This is a genomic window from Lysinibacillus sp. A1, from assembly GCF_000801965.1.
In the GTDB taxonomy this organism is placed as follows: Bacteria; Bacillota; Bacilli; order Bacillales_A; family Planococcaceae; genus Lysinibacillus; species Lysinibacillus fusiformis.
In genome coordinates this window covers 12,278-31,262 of the sequence record NZ_JSZM01000041.1, presented here as the reverse complement: position 1 = coordinate 31,262, position 18,985 = coordinate 12,278, and the positions used below count along the sequence as shown (strand labels likewise).

At 40.1% G+C, this 18,985-nt stretch carries 14 protein-coding genes, 1 pseudogene and 1 other annotated feature (1 of these 16 only partly in view); of the genes and pseudogenes, 3 read left to right on the top strand and 12 right to left on the bottom strand.

The window, feature by feature from the left end; translation table 11 throughout:
- Positions 1 to 9: 9 nt before the first annotated feature.
- From PI85_RS22385 to PI85_RS22350, 8 genes and pseudogenes are all read right to left on the bottom strand, one after another.
- A complete protein-coding gene (locus tag PI85_RS22385; protein WP_036126148.1) occupies positions 10 to 717 on the bottom strand; it encodes an ABC transporter ATP-binding protein in 708 nt (235 codons plus the stop codon).
- A complete protein-coding gene (locus PI85_RS22380) occupies positions 692 to 1,468 on the bottom strand; it encodes an ABC transporter ATP-binding protein (RefSeq protein ID WP_036126150.1) in 777 nt (258 codons plus the stop codon). The genes PI85_RS22385 and PI85_RS22380 overlap by 26 nt, the downstream gene beginning before the upstream one ends.
- A gap of 59 nt (positions 1,469 to 1,527) precedes the next feature.
- A pseudogene (locus tag PI85_RS22375) lies at positions 1,528 to 2,767 on the bottom strand (substrate-binding domain-containing protein).
- A 729-nt stretch (positions 2,768 to 3,496) separates the two neighbouring features.
- On the bottom strand, positions 3,497 to 3,685 hold the full coding sequence (locus PI85_RS22370; protein WP_369794275.1) for a hypothetical protein: 189 nt from the start codon (positions 3,683 to 3,685) through the stop codon (positions 3,497 to 3,499).
- Between the two features lie 59 nt (positions 3,686 to 3,744).
- Positions 3,745 to 4,302, bottom strand: coding sequence for a GNAT family N-acetyltransferase (locus PI85_RS22365; RefSeq protein WP_036126151.1), 558 nt, complete (start codon positions 4,300 to 4,302; stop codon positions 3,745 to 3,747).
- The gene (locus tag PI85_RS22360) at positions 4,295 to 5,131 is read right to left on the bottom strand and encodes an alpha/beta fold hydrolase (protein WP_036126153.1); all 837 of its coding nucleotides are present in this window, start codon (positions 5,129 to 5,131) and stop codon (positions 4,295 to 4,297) included. Before PI85_RS22360 ends, PI85_RS22365 begins: the two co-directional genes overlap by 8 nt.
- Before the next feature lie 83 nt (positions 5,132 to 5,214).
- Complete coding sequence (locus PI85_RS22355) at positions 5,215 to 8,403, bottom strand: BTAD domain-containing putative transcriptional regulator (protein ID WP_036126155.1); 3,189 nt, start codon at positions 8,401 to 8,403, stop codon at positions 5,215 to 5,217.
- A 143-nt stretch (positions 8,404 to 8,546) separates the two neighbouring features.
- On the bottom strand, positions 8,547 to 9,527 hold the full coding sequence (locus tag PI85_RS22350) for a diaminopimelate dehydrogenase (protein WP_036126156.1): 981 nt from the start codon (positions 9,525 to 9,527) through the stop codon (positions 8,547 to 8,549).
- A 283-nt stretch (positions 9,528 to 9,810) separates the two neighbouring features.
- Here PI85_RS22350 and PI85_RS22345 point away from each other — a divergent pair, with 283 nt between their 5' ends.
- Positions 9,811 to 10,125 carry a hypothetical protein gene (locus tag PI85_RS22345; protein ID WP_036126158.1) on the top strand — a complete coding sequence of 105 codons (315 nt, stop codon included), beginning with the start codon at positions 9,811 to 9,813 and terminating at the stop codon, positions 10,123 to 10,125.
- Between the two features lie 58 nt (positions 10,126 to 10,183).
- Here the strand turns inward: PI85_RS22345 and yeiL are convergent, their stop codons facing one another.
- On the bottom strand, positions 10,184 to 10,846 hold the full coding sequence (yeiL, locus tag PI85_RS22340; protein WP_008178698.1) for a transcriptional regulator YeiL: 663 nt from the start codon (positions 10,844 to 10,846) through the stop codon (positions 10,184 to 10,186).
- Between the two features lie 98 nt (positions 10,847 to 10,944).
- On the opposite strand from yeiL, the gene PI85_RS22335 reads away from it, so the two are divergent.
- Positions 10,945 to 12,096, top strand: coding sequence for an MFS transporter (locus PI85_RS22335; protein WP_036126160.1), 1,152 nt, complete (start codon positions 10,945 to 10,947; stop codon positions 12,094 to 12,096).
- Positions 12,097 to 12,133: 37 nt separating this feature from the next.
- On the opposite strand, the gene PI85_RS22330 is transcribed toward PI85_RS22335, so the two are convergent.
- Positions 12,134 to 13,309, bottom strand: coding sequence for an oxalate decarboxylase family bicupin (locus PI85_RS22330; protein ID WP_150907462.1), 1,176 nt, complete (start codon positions 13,307 to 13,309; stop codon positions 12,134 to 12,136).
- A 188-nt stretch (positions 13,310 to 13,497) separates the two neighbouring features.
- Positions 13,498 to 14,934: a PLP-dependent aminotransferase family protein gene (locus PI85_RS22325; RefSeq protein ID WP_036126164.1), complete on the bottom strand. Its 1,437-nt coding sequence runs from the start codon at positions 14,932 to 14,934 to the stop codon at positions 13,498 to 13,500.
- Between the two features lie 107 nt (positions 14,935 to 15,041).
- Between PI85_RS22325 and PI85_RS22320 the strand changes: the two genes are divergently transcribed.
- Positions 15,042 to 15,644: a LysE/ArgO family amino acid transporter gene (locus PI85_RS22320; protein ID WP_036126165.1), complete on the top strand. Its 603-nt coding sequence runs from the start codon at positions 15,042 to 15,044 to the stop codon at positions 15,642 to 15,644.
- Between the two features lie 41 nt (positions 15,645 to 15,685).
- On the opposite strand, the gene ileS is transcribed toward PI85_RS22320, so the two are convergent.
- Entirely contained in the window at positions 15,686 to 18,778 is a 3,093-nt protein-coding gene (ileS, locus tag PI85_RS22315) for an isoleucine--tRNA ligase (RefSeq protein ID WP_036126167.1), read from the bottom strand.
- Between the two features lie 61 nt (positions 18,779 to 18,839).
- Positions 18,840 to 18,985, bottom strand: a binding site (T-box leader) (it continues 93 nt past the right edge of the window).

Genomic DNA, 18,985 nt, shown 5'->3' with positions numbered 1-18,985 from the left:
TCACCCCCTTTATCCAATTCCTAAATACTTGCGTTTTAGTTCTTCATTATCAATAAGGTCCTGCATATTGCCTGAATGTACAGTTCTGCCATCATCAATTAATGTATAAGTATCACCGATTCGGCTAGCCATCATAAAGTTTTGTTCCACAAGCACAATGGACGTTTTCTTTTTCATTTCCACAATGGCTTCCATCACCTTTTCAACGACTATTGGAGCTAGCCCTTTCGACGGTTCATCAATCAAAATTAACGGGCTATCATTGATAAAAGCTCTTGCCATTGACAGCATTTGCTTTTGGCCCCCCGATAAATGGCCGCCAGCCTTCTTCCAAAACTTCTTTAGGTCGGGAAAAAGCTCAAGCACATATCGCTGTCGCTCTAACGAAGCTGTATCCTCCTTACGCATTGCTACCTTCATATTCTCCTCTACCGATAAATCAGCAAAAATCCCTTGATTTTCTGGAACATAGCCTATCCCTAATTTGGCCACCTTGTAAGTAGGGCTTTTTTTAATAGAGTGGGAGCGAAAGGCGATTTCTCCCTTTGTGGCAGGTGTTAAGCCCATAATCGTTTTCAGCGTAGTCGTTTTACCTGCACCATTCCGACCTAGCAATACTGTCACCTGCCCCTCCTTCGCTTCAAAATTTACGCCCTGTAAGATGTGATATTGGCCGATATGCGTATGAACCTCATTTAGTGTCAGTAAGGTGTTCATCGTACATTCCCCCCAAATATGCATGTTGTACGGTGTCATTATTCATGATTTCCTCAGGTGTTCCGTCTGCTAATAATTGACCATTAAACAACACCATTATCGAATCCGATAAATCTAAAATCATATCCATTTTGTGTTCAATAAGCAAAATGGTTTTATTTCCTTGCTGTTTTATTGTGCGAATCACTTCTAAAATGGTTGGTACTTCCTCTAAAGACATACCAGCAGTTGGTTCATCCAGTAACAGAATTTCCGTATCTAACGCAAGCAGCATCGCAATCTCAAGCTTCCTTTTCTCCCCATGTGAGAGCATCGTTGTAAGGGCATCGCGTTTATTATCTAGTAACACAAGTGCTAATAGCTCTTCCGCTTTTTCAGTGATCGTCTTATAGCTTTTATAGTGTCGAAATAGCTGATAACGGATTTTCTCCTTAGACTGCACAGCTAAACGAACATTTTCTAAAACCGTTAAGTTTGGAAAAACATTCGTAATTTGAAAGGATCGACCTAAACCCATACGTGTTCTTTCTATGGCCGACTTTTGTGCCAATGATTGCCCCTTAAAATAAACATCACCCGCAGTTGGCTTTAATTCACCACTAATTAAATTAAAGAACGTTGTTTTACCTGCACCATTCGGTCCAATAATGGACTTCAGATGCTTTTCAGGCATTTGAAAATTGACACCATCCACCGCTGTATGCCCTCCAAAACGGATTGTTAAATTATCAGTGTGTAATATAGGCTCCATCTCTACTCCCTTCCCTTCTACTAGTTATGTAGAGAGACAGAATTTCTGCCTCCCATATGCTAATTCATAACAGGTGGAGCTGTTTCCTCAGGACTCAGCTCACGAATAAGGACTGGTACTGGGTAATCCACACCCTCTTGTTTTTCTAATCGAATGGAATACATAGATTGAAGGGCTTGGTGATCCTCTTCACGGAAGGTCATCGTACCTTTTGGTGTCTCAAATGACATGCCTTCCATCACATCAATTAGCTTATTGGCATCGGCATCCCCATCCGATTTCTTTAATGCCTCTACAATCGAAATGGCTGCGGACATACCTCCAGGTGTAAATAAATCCGGTACCTCATTAAAACGTTTTTGATGCTCCTCCACTAACCATTTATTCACATCATTTTGAGGTAACGTATGATAATACACGGAGAAGCCTTCCATACCAACTAATGGATTCATAAATTGAAGCGCAATAATATCAGGCGCACCCGTAGAAATTTTAATGCCTTTTTCTTGAATTTTAAGATCAGCAATTTGATTCCAAGGAGAATTTGCCCCTGCCCATACGACAAATAAATAATCCGGCTTGGCATCCATCACCTTTTGCAGATTCGACGTAAAGTCTGTTGCGGCTGGATCTGCATACTCCTCTAGCACAATCTCTGCTCCCAACTTCTCTGCAGCTGTCTTAAATGCATTCACACCGTCCCAGCCAAATGAATAATCTGGCGCAAACGTTGCAATCTTCACACCTTCTCCCGCAATAGCTGCCGCCGCAGCATACGCATCCTGTGATGAATTACGTCCTGTACGGAAAATATATTCATTAAATTCTGATCCTGTAATACTATCTGCTACCGCAGGCTCCACGACCATAATTTTTTCATATTCCTCTGCTAGTGGAAGGACAGCCAGCGTATCACCAGAGCTTGACGAACCTACTAGAAAATCAACCTGATCATCCTCTAATAGCTTTGTGGCCTTTTGTACAGCCACCTCAGGCTTCGTCTCTGTATCCTCATAAATAATCTCAATTTTTTTTCCATTGACCTCCATCGTACCGCCAGTGGCATACTCTATCCCTAAATCAAATCCACGCTGCGTTTGTTTCCCATAAGACTCAAGTGCCCCTGTTAACGAAGCAAGCACCCCAATCCTAATTGTTCCCCCCCTCGGCCGTAACAGCCTTCGTCTCACCATCAGAAGTCTCTGCATCTGCAGCCTCTTCCTTCGTATCTTTTTCGCTACAAGCCACTAACAGCACAGCTACCATCACTAAAAGAAACCAATACCAATGCTTCCTCATCCCATATCCCCCTTCAAAATTCTCTCCCAAGAAAGCGCTTTCGTTGCTATGACCTCACTATATAAAAGACCAGTTACAAATTAGTTACAAAAAATGATCCGGCAAGAGGGCCGGATCATTTTTCTGTCCCGAAAGTGAAGTGAAACGCAACGGCAGGGACAAAACAGGTTTATCTGCACGAAAAGTGCAGAGTATTTTTCTGTCCCGAAAGTGAAGCATAGCGTAACGGCAGGGACAAAACGGGTTTTCATCTACCTTAAAGGCAGAGTATTTTTCTGTCCCGATTGTGAAGTGAAACGTAACGGCAGGGACAAACCGGGTTTTATCTGCACGAAAAGTGAAGAGCCTTTTTCTGTCCCAAAAGTGAAGCATAGCGTAAAGGCAGGTCAAAACTCACCTCTAAATTAAAAAGCGTGTGAAATTTTACGATTAGTAAAATTTCACACGCTTTGCCGTTCAATTACAAGCAAATGATATATCACTTTTGCCACCCATCATTTAATCGAAAGTATTCCAGAGAGAGCCTTCCAAAGATTACTTTTTATAATGACTACTTTATTCATGCAAAAGACCTTTCAAAAGTAGAAACAGTCTTATATAGAAAAATGTTGAAATTAATGTTTTGAGAACTGAGGTGCACGAACGAGCGCCACGTTCTAAATTCAATCAGATAAAAAAAGACGACAAAAACATTGAAAGTACAACATTTTTGTCTTTTATATTTAGGAGCTATTCATTCGATACTCCCGACAGCATACCGTCATTTCTAATGAGCATACCATTGTTTAATTCCTTGCTATTACCTTTACTTTTATAGGCAGGAAACACTTCAAGAAATGGTATATAGGCAGATAGAACTCCATCACTAATGGCTGTTATAAATCCAACTATTTGATTGAATTGTTCATCAAGCCACAACAACTTCGCTACTATTTTCCAAAAACTTGAGGTGCGTTGGTGGGCCGATCGATAGTTTACTAGCCATTTGTTGACCATTCCTGTTTTAATAAACTATACAATAATGAATCTCGCCAAACACCATCCTTCATTAACAAATTTTCGCGCAGTATCCCTTCTTTTGTCATTCCTATTTTTTCTAACACTTTGGATGATCCAATATTTCTTGGGTCGCATGTTGCATAGATGCGGTGGAGGTTTAATGTTTCAAAACCGAAAGTTATGACTAACTTAGCACTTTCCGTAGCTATACCTTTCCCCCAGTAATCGGGGTTTACGATGTACCCAATTTCTCCGACCTTGTTTGTAAAATCCCTCATCATAATCTCTACCGCACCTATTAGCTTTCCTTGAAAAATAATGGCAAACACAAATCTTTCTCTTGGCGTCAGCTTTGCTTCTTCCAGTACTTCATGAATAAACTCTTTAGAATCCTCATCTGTATTCGGCCCCCATATTTGATATTGACAAACAATTTCTTGTGAGGCATATTGATGAACATCTGCCCAGTCATGTTCCATGAATTCTCGTAAAATGACCCTGTCACTTGCTAGTATTAAGTCATTATTTTTAATCATTTTGATTATCCTCCCCTTGTTCCGCCTCTACTCGATTCAACCATTCACTCATTAAATTAGTAAACAATTCAGGTTGTTCAATTTGCAAATTATGACCAGCACTATCTACTATTGCGAAGGTTGCTCTAGGGAATTTTTTTAAAATCGTAAAGGCATCCTCATAGCCAACAACGGAATCCTGTTTGCCTAATAGGAAAAGGGATGGTTTAGCAAAGGACTGTTCATCCACAGCAAAAGAGAAGCCGTAACTTTGCTGAATTTTTTCTAAAAATGCATGATCTGCTATACTACATCCTACTAGAACCTCTGCTGTATATCGCTTCCAATTATAAGCATCCAGAACAACTTGATTCGACTTGAAATCTTCTAGCTCCTGCTGGCTTAATGTTGCTAAAAAGGCATGATCTGATGTCACAATACAATGTTCTGGCACTGTACGTTGCTCCTTTTCTGGAATAATAAGAGGACAAATAAAGGCAGCCCCTAAAAGCCGCTCCGCTGACTTTCGCATAATACCACGCGCTAAATAGCCTCCATAAGATTCACCCACCAGCAAATAGGATTCATCGGGAATCAGCGCTTGAATAAATTCATTGACCACTTCTAACATTTCATCTGAGTTCTGAATCGATGAATAGTTCGTAGTCTTTCCCATCCCAGGAAGGTCAAAATAGATACGTTTCCATCCCTCTTGCTCTAAAAAAATCGGCTCCATACAGCCCTTCATTAACCGATGATCAGGCGTAAAACCGTGTAGCATAATAATAGGTATTCCTGTTCCGATTATTTCAAAGTAAATATTTGCTTTACTAGTCTGACAAAATGGCATTGTTGTACCTCCGAATATATGGTCTAAAATAAAGTTCTCTTTCTCGTTTGAATCATTAGTCCCCAACAATGAATAAACATTCTCTACCCCATAATCAAATCATAAACAGCCATTGTTGATTCCATTGGGGGAGTGTTCAATTCCTGCTGTAATTGTTGGACGCATTTTTCATACCATTTCAAGGCTAGTGAACGGTTTTGAAGTTGGTAATGACTATACATAAGCAGACGATACCCTTCCTCCCATAACGGGTCCTCTCGAAGCATCCTCTCTGCGTAGCTAATAGTCTTTTTATACTGTTGCTGTCTTGTAGCATTTTGGGCGAGGCGTTCAAGTACCTCAATATATAAATACTGTAGTTTTTCGCGATCCTGTGTCAGCCAGTCTAGTTGTTTTTTTTCTGCGTATAATACGTCCGTATAACTCGCGAGAGCTATTTGTAGCCATTCATTGGATAGCTCTGGATCAAATTCCTCCATGCCTAAATGGAAGTAATAATGAAAGCGTTCTACGTCAATTTGAAGAAAAGAGATATGCTGTAACTGATACATATTATTTTTTCGCTGAATAAAAAGGCTATCCTGTCTGGCATGTCTTTGTGGTTCCAGTACTTTTAGTAAGGTATTCAAAACCACTTTAAAATCTCGATCCAAGGACTCAACGCTCCGTTCAGGCCATAATGCTTGAGCAATTTCTTCCTTCGGTGTAAAGCGATGCCGATGACAATACAAATACACGAATAACTCCTTTGCCTTATCACGCTGCCACTCTTTATCTTCAAGCTTTCGTTGTCCCCTTATTAGGCTTACACTCCCAAAAAGATGGAGCTGAATTTCGTCATGCGAGTAGCTCATACTATCTTCCGCCTGTAAAAATTGTCGCAACCCAACGATGGCTGCATGCTCTTCACTACCGCATTGTTGATTGTATTGCAATAGCTCATAAAAAATCATTTGATTGCTTGGGCCAAGTATCATTTTCTTTTGCAGAAAATAATGATAGCCATTTGTCATGCACATTTGGGCGAACTGTTGAAATGAAGATTGAAATTGTTCGATTGACTTCTCTTGAAAGGCAATCACGGATTGATAAAATAAAACATGCATCAGCCCATTACGATCACCACATTCTTGAAACAGTTGCTGGGCTTTTATTAACAGCTCCTTCGCCTGTGCCGTTTCATGCTGGGAAACAATGATTTTCACCTCTGCTATGAGAATTAGCGCCGTCATCCAAGCATCCTGGACCTGTTCCGTTTCCTGTAAGCCAAGCGCTAAATATTTCTTAGCAGCTTCCATATCCCCTAGCATATGTTTGACAATGGCCAGTCCCATATATGGTTCTGCCTTAACCCGTGAGATATTGATCGTATTCATTAATGTCAATGCTTTTTCATAGGCGTGACAGGCACCTTGATAATCTGGGTACTCCATTAATAACAATGCATGAGCTTTTCGAATATAGCCAACGGCCTCAATGAAGACAGACTTTTCACGTAAACCTCTCTGAATACCATGCTGGGCCGCATACCAAGCATCCTTTCCTTCCCCTAACAATGTATAGACAAAAGCTGCTAACAATTCACTTTCACGATGAGTTGCGACGAGCTGAGGTGGTAATTCAAGCCGTTTTCCTAATAATTCCTTTGCCTCTTGCAACTGCCCTGTGCGCAGTAAGACACGTACATCGACATTGGCTCGTTGTACAACATCCTCTGGTAAAGCCACATCTTCGATAAATAATTGTGCCCCCTTTGCCTTTCCTAAATTCACTAAATTTTCAGCGTATTGACGCTGGAGCTCTACTAATTCCGTCTTCGGTAAGGGCGTATATTTGGCGAGCTCTAAAGCTTTTTCTAAATGAGGTTCTGCCAATGCTGGTTGAATCGTGTCTAAATAGATATGAGCTAATCCTGCTTGTGCTTTTGTCACATAAACATCATCCAGCTGCCGCTGTGCAATGGTTGCACATTTCTCATAGGATTGCTTAGCTTTTTCATAAAAAGCACGGTAGCGATGGCATTCTCCCTCAAAATAATATAATTTATAAAACTTTGTTTTTTCTTGTACGGTAAAGCGATTGATTTTTTCTAATAACCATTCAAATTGACCAGCTCGAATTAATGACTCTGCATGGAGCTGTAAGAGCTCTCCGCAAAAATTGGGATCATTCGTTTTAAAGGCATGATAAAGGGCAGCTTGAACATTATGTTGATTCGCATAAAACAACGCTGCTTGTTGATGAAGGTCATTATATTGCTGCGGATACTGTTGCCATTTTATTTCTAAAAAACGACTAAACAACGCATGGAATCGATATATGCCATCTGTTGTGGCGGGCTGAATAAAAACATGGCGTTGCGTGAATGGATTCAACATTTGTGCAAGTTCAGAGCCATAAAAATCCTCTAATAATTTTGCTGAAAAGTTTGGAAAAATCGCCAATTTTAAGATAATTTCTTGCTCAGTGGATGTCATCGTACTATAAACTTCTTCCGACAAATAGCGGAAGAGATCATTTGTCGGGATGGTTAGCCAATGATCTAAAGGAGCATGATGCCATTGCTCTGCTAGTAAAGAAATGCTAATAGCCCAACCTTCTGTTATTTCCAAAATTTTTGCGACTTCAGAGCTTGATAAATGCACATCGACATAATCTTCAAAAAATACAGCAATTTCCTCGTTTGAAAATGCTAGCTCCTTCTCTGTAATAACTAGTAATCTTTTTTGTAGCTTTAATTTCCTCGTGATATCCCAATTAGGTAATGTTCTAGAGGCGATAATGAAATGAACAGTTGGCGGCGCAAACTCAATGATTTTCTCCATTAAATAATTTATGTGAAATACATGATCGACGAGATGATAGTCATCTATAACAATTAGGAGCGTCTCATCGATGTTACATAAGCAATTGACAAACAGCTTATACCAGCGATTGAGCTCCTCCATTTTCGGAAAGCGAGATAATTGGTCCCATGTATCAAATGTCTGACCAAAATTAGGCACAATTCGTTGTACACTGAAAAAAAGGTGCGTTAAAAAGGGTAAAATCGTATCATCTTCATCAGAAACACTGTACCAGGAAAAACGTCGAGATTCGTGGTAAAGAAATTGAGTGAGGGTAGTCGTCTTGCCATACCCTGCCCCACTATGAATAAGTGTGCATGTATGCTGATGACTTTTTTTTAATGTTCTCATTAGTGACGCTCGATTAATACAATGATTGGATGGATTTGGTGCTATACATTTGGATTGTATGATAATATCTGTCATGGAAACGATAACCTCCATTTGTGTAAGGTTACAAAAATTCGGATTATTAAATTATTGACAGTTTACCATATTTTAATAGCTTTGATGGAAATAAATAAAAAACCCGACTATCAAATAATGATAATCGGGCTTTTGTTCTATGATTATAGTAATTCTTTACGTAATTCTGCAGCTGATTTTGGTGAAAGCAGGCTGAATGGGATATCAAATACTGTTTTCGCCCCTTTATCACCAGCTTGGCTTAGACGGTGTGCTGCACGCGCATAAGCGACTAAAACACTAGACGTGAAGTTTGGATTACTTTCTAATTTTAATGAGAATTCAAGAATTTGTTTATCGTTTGCACCACTATCACCACTGCGGATCACAAAACCACCATGTGGCATACCTGTGTGGTTTGCTGTAAATTCTTCTTCAGAAATGAAGTTTACAGTTGTGTTATATTCATCGAAGTAGTTAGGCATTGTCACAATTTCTTGTTCAACTTTTGCCGCATCAGCGCCGTCTTCTAGTACAACCCAGCATTCACGAGCATGTTTCTCACGTGTTGTTAGCTCTGGATTTTCACCATTACGTACACGATCTACTGCTTCTTTAATAGGTAAAGTGTATTGTACAGCATTTTTAACGCCTTCGATACGACGAACCGCATCTGAGTGACCTTGACTTAGACCATCTCCCCAGAAAGTATACGTTGTACCAACTGGTAATACAGATTCACCTAATAGACGATTTAATGAGAATAAACCTGGATCCCAACCAACTGAGATGACAGATACTTTGCCAGACTTTTGAGCTGCTGCATCAACCGCATCGAAAAATTCAGGAATTTTCGCATGTGTATCGAAGCTATCAATTGTATTAAACCATTGAGCAAAATGTGGACCTTGCTCTGGTAAATCTGTTGCCGAGCCCCCACATAAAATCATAACATCAATGTCATTTTGGAATTTTTCAGCGTCCTCTACTAAATATACGCTCGCATTGCTAGCTACGTTTACTGTTGAAGGGTCTCGACGTGTGAACACCGCTACTACTTCCATATCTGGATTTTGTGATATAGCATACTCCACACCACGACCTAAATTTCCATAACCTACAATACCTACTCGAATTGCACTCATTAAAATTCCTCCTCACGATTACGCGACTTTGTGAAAACCTTCACGTTAAATCTAACTACAATAATACTTCGTGTTAGAAAAATTCACAATAGTTTGAGTATGAGTTTTTTTGAAAGAATATATATCAGTTTTCTATGATTTTTATCCAATGATGGTATGAATACGGTTACAAATTACTAAATATTCCATGAACCTTTAAGTTTTCGTTAAAGCCTTGTAAATGACGGCTATTTTTCAAACCAGTCTTGTACAATAAATGTAACGACAAAAGGGGGCATGTTGAATGAAAAGTACTGGTTACTCATTAAGCACAACAACGGCACAAGGAGAACTACTTGCATTCCATATGACACAAAATTCTGTGGATCACAACAGTGAAGCGATTCAAACTGTAAGGAAGCCACTTGAAAGTTTTTCACCAAACAAACATTTATGTATCGGTGTTCTACCTTTTGACGTTATGGAAGGCACCTTAGACAAATCCATCCAAAAGAACAGGGTTAATGAAGTCGACTTTTATAATAGCAGTAAGGAAATTGCTCGCTGGCTCATAAAAAAAAGTGAATACAACAAATCTGGCCATGACTTCTTAACTTGAAGTCTGAAGAACAGTATTATCGAGCCTAGATCAACTCCTCCTATTTTTAATTCCCCAACTACTGAATCTCCTGAGCCAATTGTGCAAGGCGCTTTTCATCAATAATATGGTAGCCCGTCTTACGTTTCTCTAAAATCTTCTCCTCACAAAACTGAGCCAATACATATAATAAATGGCGATAGGAAACCCCTAAATACTCACAGATTTCTGTATGTTTTTCCTTATAGACACCCTGATCAGCCGATAATTGGATAAATGCGGCTAAACGACTTTCAAAAGGATATGCCTGATTTTGTGTATATTTAGAGGTCATTTTTGTTGCCTTCTCCCCTAAAAATACGCAAAGTCGGCGTAAAAATAATACATCAGCAAGTAACTTTTCCTTACATGACTGAGTAATGGAGTAACAAATTGTCTTCGTTACTGTTTGAATTCCCTTCGTATATCTTGCCTCATTTAGTAATTCTATTTCTCCCATAAATAAAGGTCCCTCTAAATATTCGATAAGCGATACCTTGCCATTCTTATGTGTCATATAAAGCTTCGCCTTGCCCTCAATCATGTAATACAATGTTTCTGGAAAGGAGCCTTCCTGGAAAATCCATTCTCCTTTATCGAATTCACAAACTTCTAAATAGGGATCAATATCGAATGAGAAAAAATCATGGATCGGATATTTTTCGAGATAATGGGTGCGATTTTCTGCTGTTAGAATATGCATTTTTTACTCTCTCCTCTGAAAAATATGAGATATCTCACATTATTGTAACGATGAACGTGCTATTATTCAACATAGTTAAATGGAGGTACGGTAAATTTATGAATAATCAACGATGGCTTTCTCAAAATTTCTTTACATTTTTTATTACTTGGGGCATATTCTTACCCTACTGGACAGGGTGGCTTGTGGATGCTAAACATCTGACTGTGTCGCAGGCAAGCGTTGTAATGGGCTGTGGGTTACTCGCCCGTGCCACGTCTAATCTTTTCTTCTTCCCTACGCTTGCTAAATATGTAAACAATAAACGACTCATTACCATTTTAGCAGTCGGTGCTCTTCTGACAGCACTGCTGTACATACCTAGTTCGGGCTTTAGCGCATTATTAGTTGTAACTATTTTATTTAGTATTTTTTACCCAGCACTGTTACCAGCTGTAGAAAGTAGTGCCGCAACGCTTGTCCAATACGGCAACATTCATTATGGTAAAAGCCGCTCCTATGGTTCCTTTGGCTTTGTTATTGCCGTATTAATTATTAGTATGCTAACAGGAGTATTCGGTAAAAATATTATCTTTTGGAGCATGATCGTTGGTTTAGTTGGCATGCTGCTGATGCAGCAATTCGCTACACCAAAGGAATTGCTTATTGTACCGACAAAAGAGCAACGTGCAAAATCATTGTCCATGAAAACACTATGGAATATTAAAGGCTTCCCAATTGTGTTATTCATTGTTATTTTATTGCAAGGGGCACATGCCTCCTATTATAGCTACGGTTATATATACTTGGAAGACTTACATGTAGATCCATTTTATATGGGCATGATTATTAACATCGCAGTTATTTGTGAAATTTTATACTTTATGAAGGCCGATACATTATTTACGAAATGGCGTTCTTCTTCTTTATTACTGTTAGCAGCTAGCGGGTCTTCTTTACGTTGGTTACTAATATTTATGTTCCCAAATGTTTGGGTATTTATTGCCTCTCAAACTTTGCATGCGTTATCCTTTGCCCTGGCACATTTTGCTTTTATTCGTTATCTAACGCAAACCCTACCAAAGGAGCAAATTCCAAACGCACAGGGTATATATTCTGCATTAGCGATGGGGTTAAGTACGGCCATCCTGACATTTTTGGGAGGCTATTTATACGAAATATCGCCTGGTTTGTCCTTTGCAGCTATGTTAATTTGTACTGTTCCAGCCATCGCTATAGTGCTCATGACACGACGCAAATATCAATATTAATATGAAACGCAGGTGAGAATGACTTCACCTGCGTTTTTCATTTCGGATAATAGGAAAATCCAGGATATTTCACCACAGGCCACTTTTCTTTTCTTAGCGCTTGTATTAGCTCCGGGCCAACATGTAGATTGCTTTGTACTAGTTCGGTTGGTGTTAGCGCCATCCATTGATTTAAAGAGACGTCCTGGAAACGGTCACTTTTAAACATTTCTAAAAACCATAATGGCTCCGTACCCGTATTTTCAATGTAGTGTCCGGTCGCAAACGGCACATAGCCGACATCTCCTGCACGATAATCGAATGTTCGTGCAGTTCCATCCCCAGTGAAAACCGTCATACGCCCTTTTCCTTGTAGATAATATTGCCATTCATCATTATTCGGATGCCAATGCAGCTCCCGCATTGCCCCAGGCTCAATCTCCACTAATGCTGCCGCAATATTTTTAGAGATTGGGAAATTGGTCGAATCAACAATACGCACACTTCCACCTGGTGTTTTCAAGGGTGGCTGAGCTAGCAAACGGTGCTTAAAGGTTTGTGGCACCTTACCATAGGGAGATTGAATTTTTTGCGAGTCAATCGATCCAGGAACAGTGTCTTGATAAATATACACCTGTTCACTCGGAATATCATCAAAGGCACTAATCGGTACACCAAAGTTCGCTGACAGCACTTCCTTTGGTGTATGAGCAAACCAATCTGAAATTGAAAGTGTATTGAGATCAGAAAAATTCCCATCATCAAAGACTAATAAAAATTCACAGCCACCCGCTAATCCTTGTATGGAATGAGGAATTCCTGGTGGGAAATACCACAAATCCCCTGGACCTACATCCGCAATAAAGTTACAGCCATTTTGATCGACTGCCGTAATACGCGCATGCCCCAATAGCATATATGACCACTCTGCCTGCTGATGCCAGTGTAGCTCACGTACGCCCCCCGGTGTCAAACTCATATTAACACCTGCCATTGTTGTCGCAATTGGTAATTCACGGACCGTAATTTCGCGCGACCAGCCCCCTTGATTCAAGGTCATATGCGTGTCTGAAAATGAAAATCGTAGGTTTGGAATCAAACCTGCATCTGTTGTCGGCGGCACGAGCATATCTGGATTTTCTAAATCTCGCATAATATCGCGTGGCCCTTTATCTATGCCTCCTGCCCCATCACTACGCATAGGCTGAGGCACCTGAAAATAACCTGACGACATATTTTCCAATTATTCACCTCTTTATGTTAGAAATCGAACTAAAATGCTATGATTCTCTAAAATGTATGGGTATACAGCTTGGATTATGCACTTTACTTTCAGGGACGGTTTTCACCTATCATTTCGTTTCACCTATTTTGAATGCTCCTTTTACTTCTTGCAAACTGTACAGCCATCATGTACGGGCGTTACAAAATATCCGTAGCCTCCATCACACATTCATGCAAAATGTCTAATCCTTCCTCCAATTCCTCGTAGGTTGCGTAGGCATAGGATAATCGAACATGATGCTGATCCTGAAGATCGTAAATATAGCCTGGATTAATTAAAACACGACGCTGTAATAGCTTGAGAAAGAAATCCTTATCCACAACAGGCTTGTGGAACTTAAGCCAAATGTAAAAGCCCCCCTTTGGCTTATGCCAGTCAGCCACCCCTCTAAATTTCTCTTGTAAAATTCGTTCCGTAAAATCAGCACGATTCTGTAATTGTTGACGTAAACGTATTAAATGTTTTTGATATTTTCCTGACCGCAGCCAGTGCAGCACAATTTCTTGTGAAATAGCACTGGAGCCATAGTCTGTTTGCATTTTTATATCCGCCAATCGTTCAATAACTGTCGTTGGTCCAATTAGCCACCCAATGCGTAATCCAGGGCTTAAGGTTTTCGAGACACTACCAATATAAAGAACCTGTCCACTACTATCCATTGCCTTTATCGGTGGTAATGGGTCCTCAAAAAGCAATTCATGGTAAACATCATCCTCAATTATAGGAATGCGTTCTGCTTGGCAAACCTCATAGAGCTGCTTTTTTTCCAAAGAAGTCCATACATGGTTGGTTGGATTATGCAAGGTAGGAATGGCATAAAACACGGCTTGTTTTTTTCGCTTCCTTTGAGATAGCGTCTGAGCAAGCTGTTCATCACGTTGTATCCCAATCATTTGCATCCCAACCGATTGAAATGGATGAACAGAATTCAAATAGGAGGTTGGTTCCTGAAAAACGATGGACCCTTGCTCTAATAAACCAACGGCAATTAACTGTAAAGCTTGTAGTGCGCCAGAGACAATACAAACGTTCTGAGGCTCCGCTTCGATGCCTCGTTTTTGTACATAATCACAAATAGCTGCCCGGAGTTCTTCATTACCCTGTGGGGATGAGTAGCCTAATGTTTTGGGCTGCAATGAAAGCTCCCTTAGTGAAGCTTCAATTTCCACTGTTGGTAACAGACTCGGTGCTAGTTCTCCTGTTCCTAATCGAATCACATCATCTCTCTGCTCATATTCGTTAATTAATTGGATCGTATGATAATTTGGCTTATGCAGGCTCGTTTCAATATAGTTTTGCCAATTTGGCTGTGTTTGTTGAAGGAGAGCATGCCAGGAATTGCGAGTGACATAAACTCCTGAGCCTACCGTTGCTTCAAGAATGCCCATCGCCTTTAATTCCTCTAAAGCCTGTTGAACTGTACTGCGATTCACGCCAAATTGCATGGCCAACTGTCTTTGAGTAGGTAGTTTGGTCCCTGCTGCCCAATCACCTCTTTCGACTTGTGCAGTTACCCATTGAACAATTTGTTGTTGTAATGTGCTGTCACTTTGTCTATTTGGCTGCCAGCTCATAATCATCACCTTCCATATAAAATTGGGTGGATAAAAAACCATCCAATTGGTCGTTTTCTTTTAGTTATACCATAGCTAAAATGAATAAGGAAAGGAGGGATTGATCGTTGGAAGCATTTTTTCATGGCATCATTTTAGCATTCGGTCTCATTTTGCCACTAGGCGTACAAAATGTTTTTGTTTTTTCACAAGGTGCTACACAGCCAACTATATGGCGCGCTCTGCCAGCAAGTGTGACAGCTGCTATTTGCGACACAATGCTAATTTTACTGGCAGTTTTTGGTCTATCATTAATCGTCCTACAATTTGAATGGTTACGTATTACCTTGATGTCGGTTGGTATATTGTTCTTACTTTATATGGGCTATACGATTTGGCGCTCTAGTCCAGCAACTGCCGATCAGAGTGAAGCACTTCCCGTAAAAAAACAAATTCTTTTTGCACTTTCTGTGTCACTTCTGAATCCACATGCCATATTAGATACGATTGGGGTTATTGGCACAAGTGCCTTAAAATATAGTGGTACAGAGCAAATTATTTTCACTACAGCATGTGTCCTCATTTCATGGCTATGGTTTTTCGGCCTTACTTTGACCGGAGCCTCTTTCCAAAAGATAGATAGCTCTGGTAATCTGATGAGAATTTTTAATAAATGCTCAGCCATTTTTATTTGGGCAACAGCTTGTTATCTCGCTTTTGGCTTACTGTAACCTACATAGAAAATGCTCAGGATTTCTCCTGAGCATTTCTTTTATAAGGAGACAAAAACCATGAGCTTTTCATCAAACAGCTCTGTTTCTGCCGATCTCCCCTCTGGCCATTCTTCGCCATAATGTATTGATTTGACTAATACATTGGCTTGTAATAGCGCTTCATGCTGCTGAATGATGGAAAGTACCTCTTCACTACCGCGAAAGGCAATTGATATATATTGTTCAACAGGCAGCTGCCACTTTTTACGAGAATCTTGGATGAACCGAATTAATTCTCGCATTTGCCCCTCTTGTAGCAAACTCTCGGTTAGTTGAACATTCATCAATACACGGCAAGTGTTATCTTCAGCTAAAATATAGTGGTCTTTGACAATTGCTTCAGCTATGACATGGCTTGATAACAAATTTAGCTGCTGCCCTTCTAACATGATTGGTAATTCCGCATTTCGCTGTAGCTGTTCTTTCTCTTGATCCGTTAACGTCATCATATACGACTTTACTTGATTGACCTTTGAGCCAAATGCGGCACCAGCTGTTTTAAAATTAAGCTTATATTGGATGCTTTCATATGCAGAGAAATCATGTGTCCATTTGCAAGCTTTCATGTTTAATTCTTCTTGAATTAGCTCGCTATAGGCTTGATAATCAGTCAGCTCTCCAGAAAGAGCCACAATAAGCTCACTTAAGGGCTGTTTAACCTTCATCCCCTGACTATTACGAATACTCCTGCCAAGCTCTACAACTGTTAAAACCGTAGCCATTTCTTGTTCAAGCTGGCGATTCACTAGTTTTTCGTCGTAGAGTGGATAGTCTTCAATATGCACACTCTTGCCTGTTAATTGTCGGTAAATATCCTCTGTGATAAAGGGTGTAAATGGTGCAAGTAATCGGCAAATGTTCGTTAAAACCTCATAAAGGGTACTAAATGCGCCCCGTTTATCCGCTGTCAGCCCATGTGCCCAAAATCTGGCACGTGATCGACGAATGTACCAATTACTTAGCTCCTCCATTAATTGTGCTATTTCCCTTGTTGCATGTGTAAATTGATATTCCTCCATAGCTGCTGTCACAAGCTGGATTGTATGATGCAATCGGGACAATATCCACTGATCTAAAGGTGTTCGTGTACCAGTATTTATAGCATCATACTTAAATTCATCAATGTTGGCATAGAGCTGATAAAATTTAAAGGTATTATCCAATGTATCTACTAGCTTTGATTTAGCATCCACCACAATCTTTTTGGAAAAACGCTTTGGATTCCAAGGGGAGCTATCAACTAAAAACGCCCAACGTAATGCATCCGCTCCATATTGCTCTATTAACTCTACAGGCTCTATAGCATTGCCTTTACTTTTTGACATCTTTTGTCCATGTTCATCTAACACATGCCCTAACGATAACACCTGTTTATAAGCTGGCTTTCCTGTAAATAACGTCGATACCGCTAATAAGCTATAGAAAAAACCTCGAGTTTGGTCGATCCCCTCAATTACAACATCTGCCGGAAACTGATTGTGAAAAGTTTTAACATCTTCGAAAGGATAATGTTGCTGGGCAAAAGGCATTGAGCCGCTGTCAAACCATACATCAATTACCTCTGGTGTACGTGTCATATCCCCTTGACAAGTAGGACAAGTACAAACAATTTCATCAATAAATGGTTTATGAAGCTCGATTTGTTGATCGACATCTCCCTTGGCTAATTTTCTTAACGCCTCGATACTGTTTGGAGCCTCCTCATGCCCGCAATCCTGACAAATCCAGACATTCAACGGTGTGCCCCAATAGCGGTTACGGCTTATATTCCAATCCACTATCTGTTCGAGAAAATGGCCAAATCGACCGTCCTTAATATGATTAGGATACCAAGTCACTTGCTGATTGTTTTGTAATAATTGCTCTTTTAAAGCGGTCATTTTGATAAACCAGCTATCCGTTGCATAGTACAATAATGGAGAATCACAGCGCCAGCAATGCGGGTAGCTATGCTCATATTTTTCTTTACGAAATAAGAGCTCCTTTTTCGCAAGCATTTTTATAATGTCCACATCACAATCTTTTACAAATCGTCCGACAAGCTCTGGCACCTCTTCTGTGTAACAGCCTTTCAGATCCACTACATTGACAAAGGACAAGCCATGCTGTTGAACCGTTTTATAATCGTCCTCCCCATATGCTGGAGCAATATGCACAATCCCTGTACCGCTATTCTCCGTGACATAATCAGCCATCACGACAACATGACCTTGATGAACCGTTACAAATGAAAATGGTGGCTGATAAGACACACCAGCAAATTCCTGCCCAGTATGCTCACTTAAAATTTCCACAGCTTCAGTGAAAACCTTAGAAACCAATGATTTAGCTAGAATAAATACTTGATCCCCTTGCTTTACCCGTACATATTGTAGAGATGGATTCATCGCTAATGCCACATTGGCAGGTAATGTCCATGGTGTTGTTGTCCAGCCTAAGAAGTATTCATCACGATCAGCAAGCTTAAACATGGCTGTGGCAGATAAATCTTTCACATCCTTATAGCCCTGTGCTACCTCATGTGAGCTTAAGGATGTTTGACAACTGGGGCAATATGGTGAAACTCGATGCCCTTTATATAAAAGTTGTTCCTTATGAACATGGCTTAAAATATGCCACACTGATTCTATATAGTCATTACTTAATGTAAGATATGGATCATCCATATCCAGCCAATAACCAAGCTGCTCTGTAAAGGAACGCCATTTTTGTTCGTAGGTAAAAACACTATTTTTACATGCTTGAATAAAACGCTCCACTCCATAATTTTCAATCTCCTGCTTCCCAGATATACCTAATGCCTTTTCTACTCCTAGTTCTACAGGTAAACCATGTGTATCCCAGCCTGCTTTTCGCTCAACTAAATAGCCTTGCATAGTTTTATAGCGGGCCACTACATCTTTTATTGTTCTTCCAAAGGCATGCCCGACATGGGGTAAACCATTTGCTGTGGGTGGTCCCTCATAAAATACAAAGGGTTGCTGTCCAGCTCTATTTGTAACGGAAGCTAAAAACGTTCCCTCTTGCTCCCATAATGCCCGTATCCGATTTTCTCGTTCAAGCGTCGTTTCCTTCTTTTGTTCTGCTTTCATTTTATTTCCTCCTATACAATATTATTTTGTATAAAAGGCATACAAAAAACCCCGTCCCAAGGTAAGGGACGGGGTTAACCGCGAATACCACCCTAATTCTATTGACACCTTAGTCAATAGCACTCAGCAACGTACTATCATACGTGTTCTTTTTAACGGTAGACACCCGGGTTAGCTTACTATTTTCAGCTAACCTTCTCAGAGAGG

Excerpts from the sequence above, each read along its gene's own strand:
- PI85_RS22385 (WP_036126148.1), bottom strand. The coding sequence starts at position 717 with ATGAACACCTTACTGACACTAAATGAGGTTCATACGCATATCGGCCAA.
- yeiL (WP_008178698.1), bottom strand. The coding sequence starts at position 10,846 with ATGCATATTCTAACAGCAGAAAATCGCACCCATTATCTCGAAAAATAT.
- PI85_RS22355 (WP_036126155.1), bottom strand. The coding sequence starts at position 8,403 with ATGACAGATATTATCATACAATCCAAATGTATAGCACCAAATCCATCC.
- PI85_RS22365 (WP_036126151.1), bottom strand. The coding sequence starts at position 4,302 with ATGATTAAAAATAATGACTTAATACTAGCAAGTGACAGGGTCATTTTA.
- PI85_RS22360 (WP_036126153.1), bottom strand. The coding sequence starts at position 5,131 with ATGCCATTTTGTCAGACTAGTAAAGCAAATATTTACTTTGAAATAATC.
- PI85_RS22330 (WP_150907462.1), bottom strand. The coding sequence starts at position 13,309 with ATGTCGTCAGGTTATTTTCAGGTGCCTCAGCCTATGCGTAGTGATGGG.
- PI85_RS22380 (WP_036126150.1), bottom strand. The coding sequence starts at position 1,468 with ATGGAGCCTATATTACACACTGATAATTTAACAATCCGTTTTGGAGGG.
- ileS (WP_036126167.1), bottom strand. The coding sequence starts at position 18,778 with ATGAAAGCAGAACAAAAGAAGGAAACGACGCTTGAACGAGAAAATCGG.
- PI85_RS22335 (WP_036126160.1), top strand. The coding sequence starts at position 10,945 with ATGAATAATCAACGATGGCTTTCTCAAAATTTCTTTACATTTTTTATT.
- PI85_RS22350 (WP_036126156.1), bottom strand. The coding sequence starts at position 9,527 with ATGAGTGCAATTCGAGTAGGTATTGTAGGTTATGGAAATTTAGGTCGT.
- PI85_RS22325 (WP_036126164.1), bottom strand. The coding sequence starts at position 14,934 with ATGAGCTGGCAGCCAAATAGACAAAGTGACAGCACATTACAACAACAA.
- PI85_RS22345 (WP_036126158.1), top strand. The coding sequence starts at position 9,811 with ATGAAAAGTACTGGTTACTCATTAAGCACAACAACGGCACAAGGAGAA.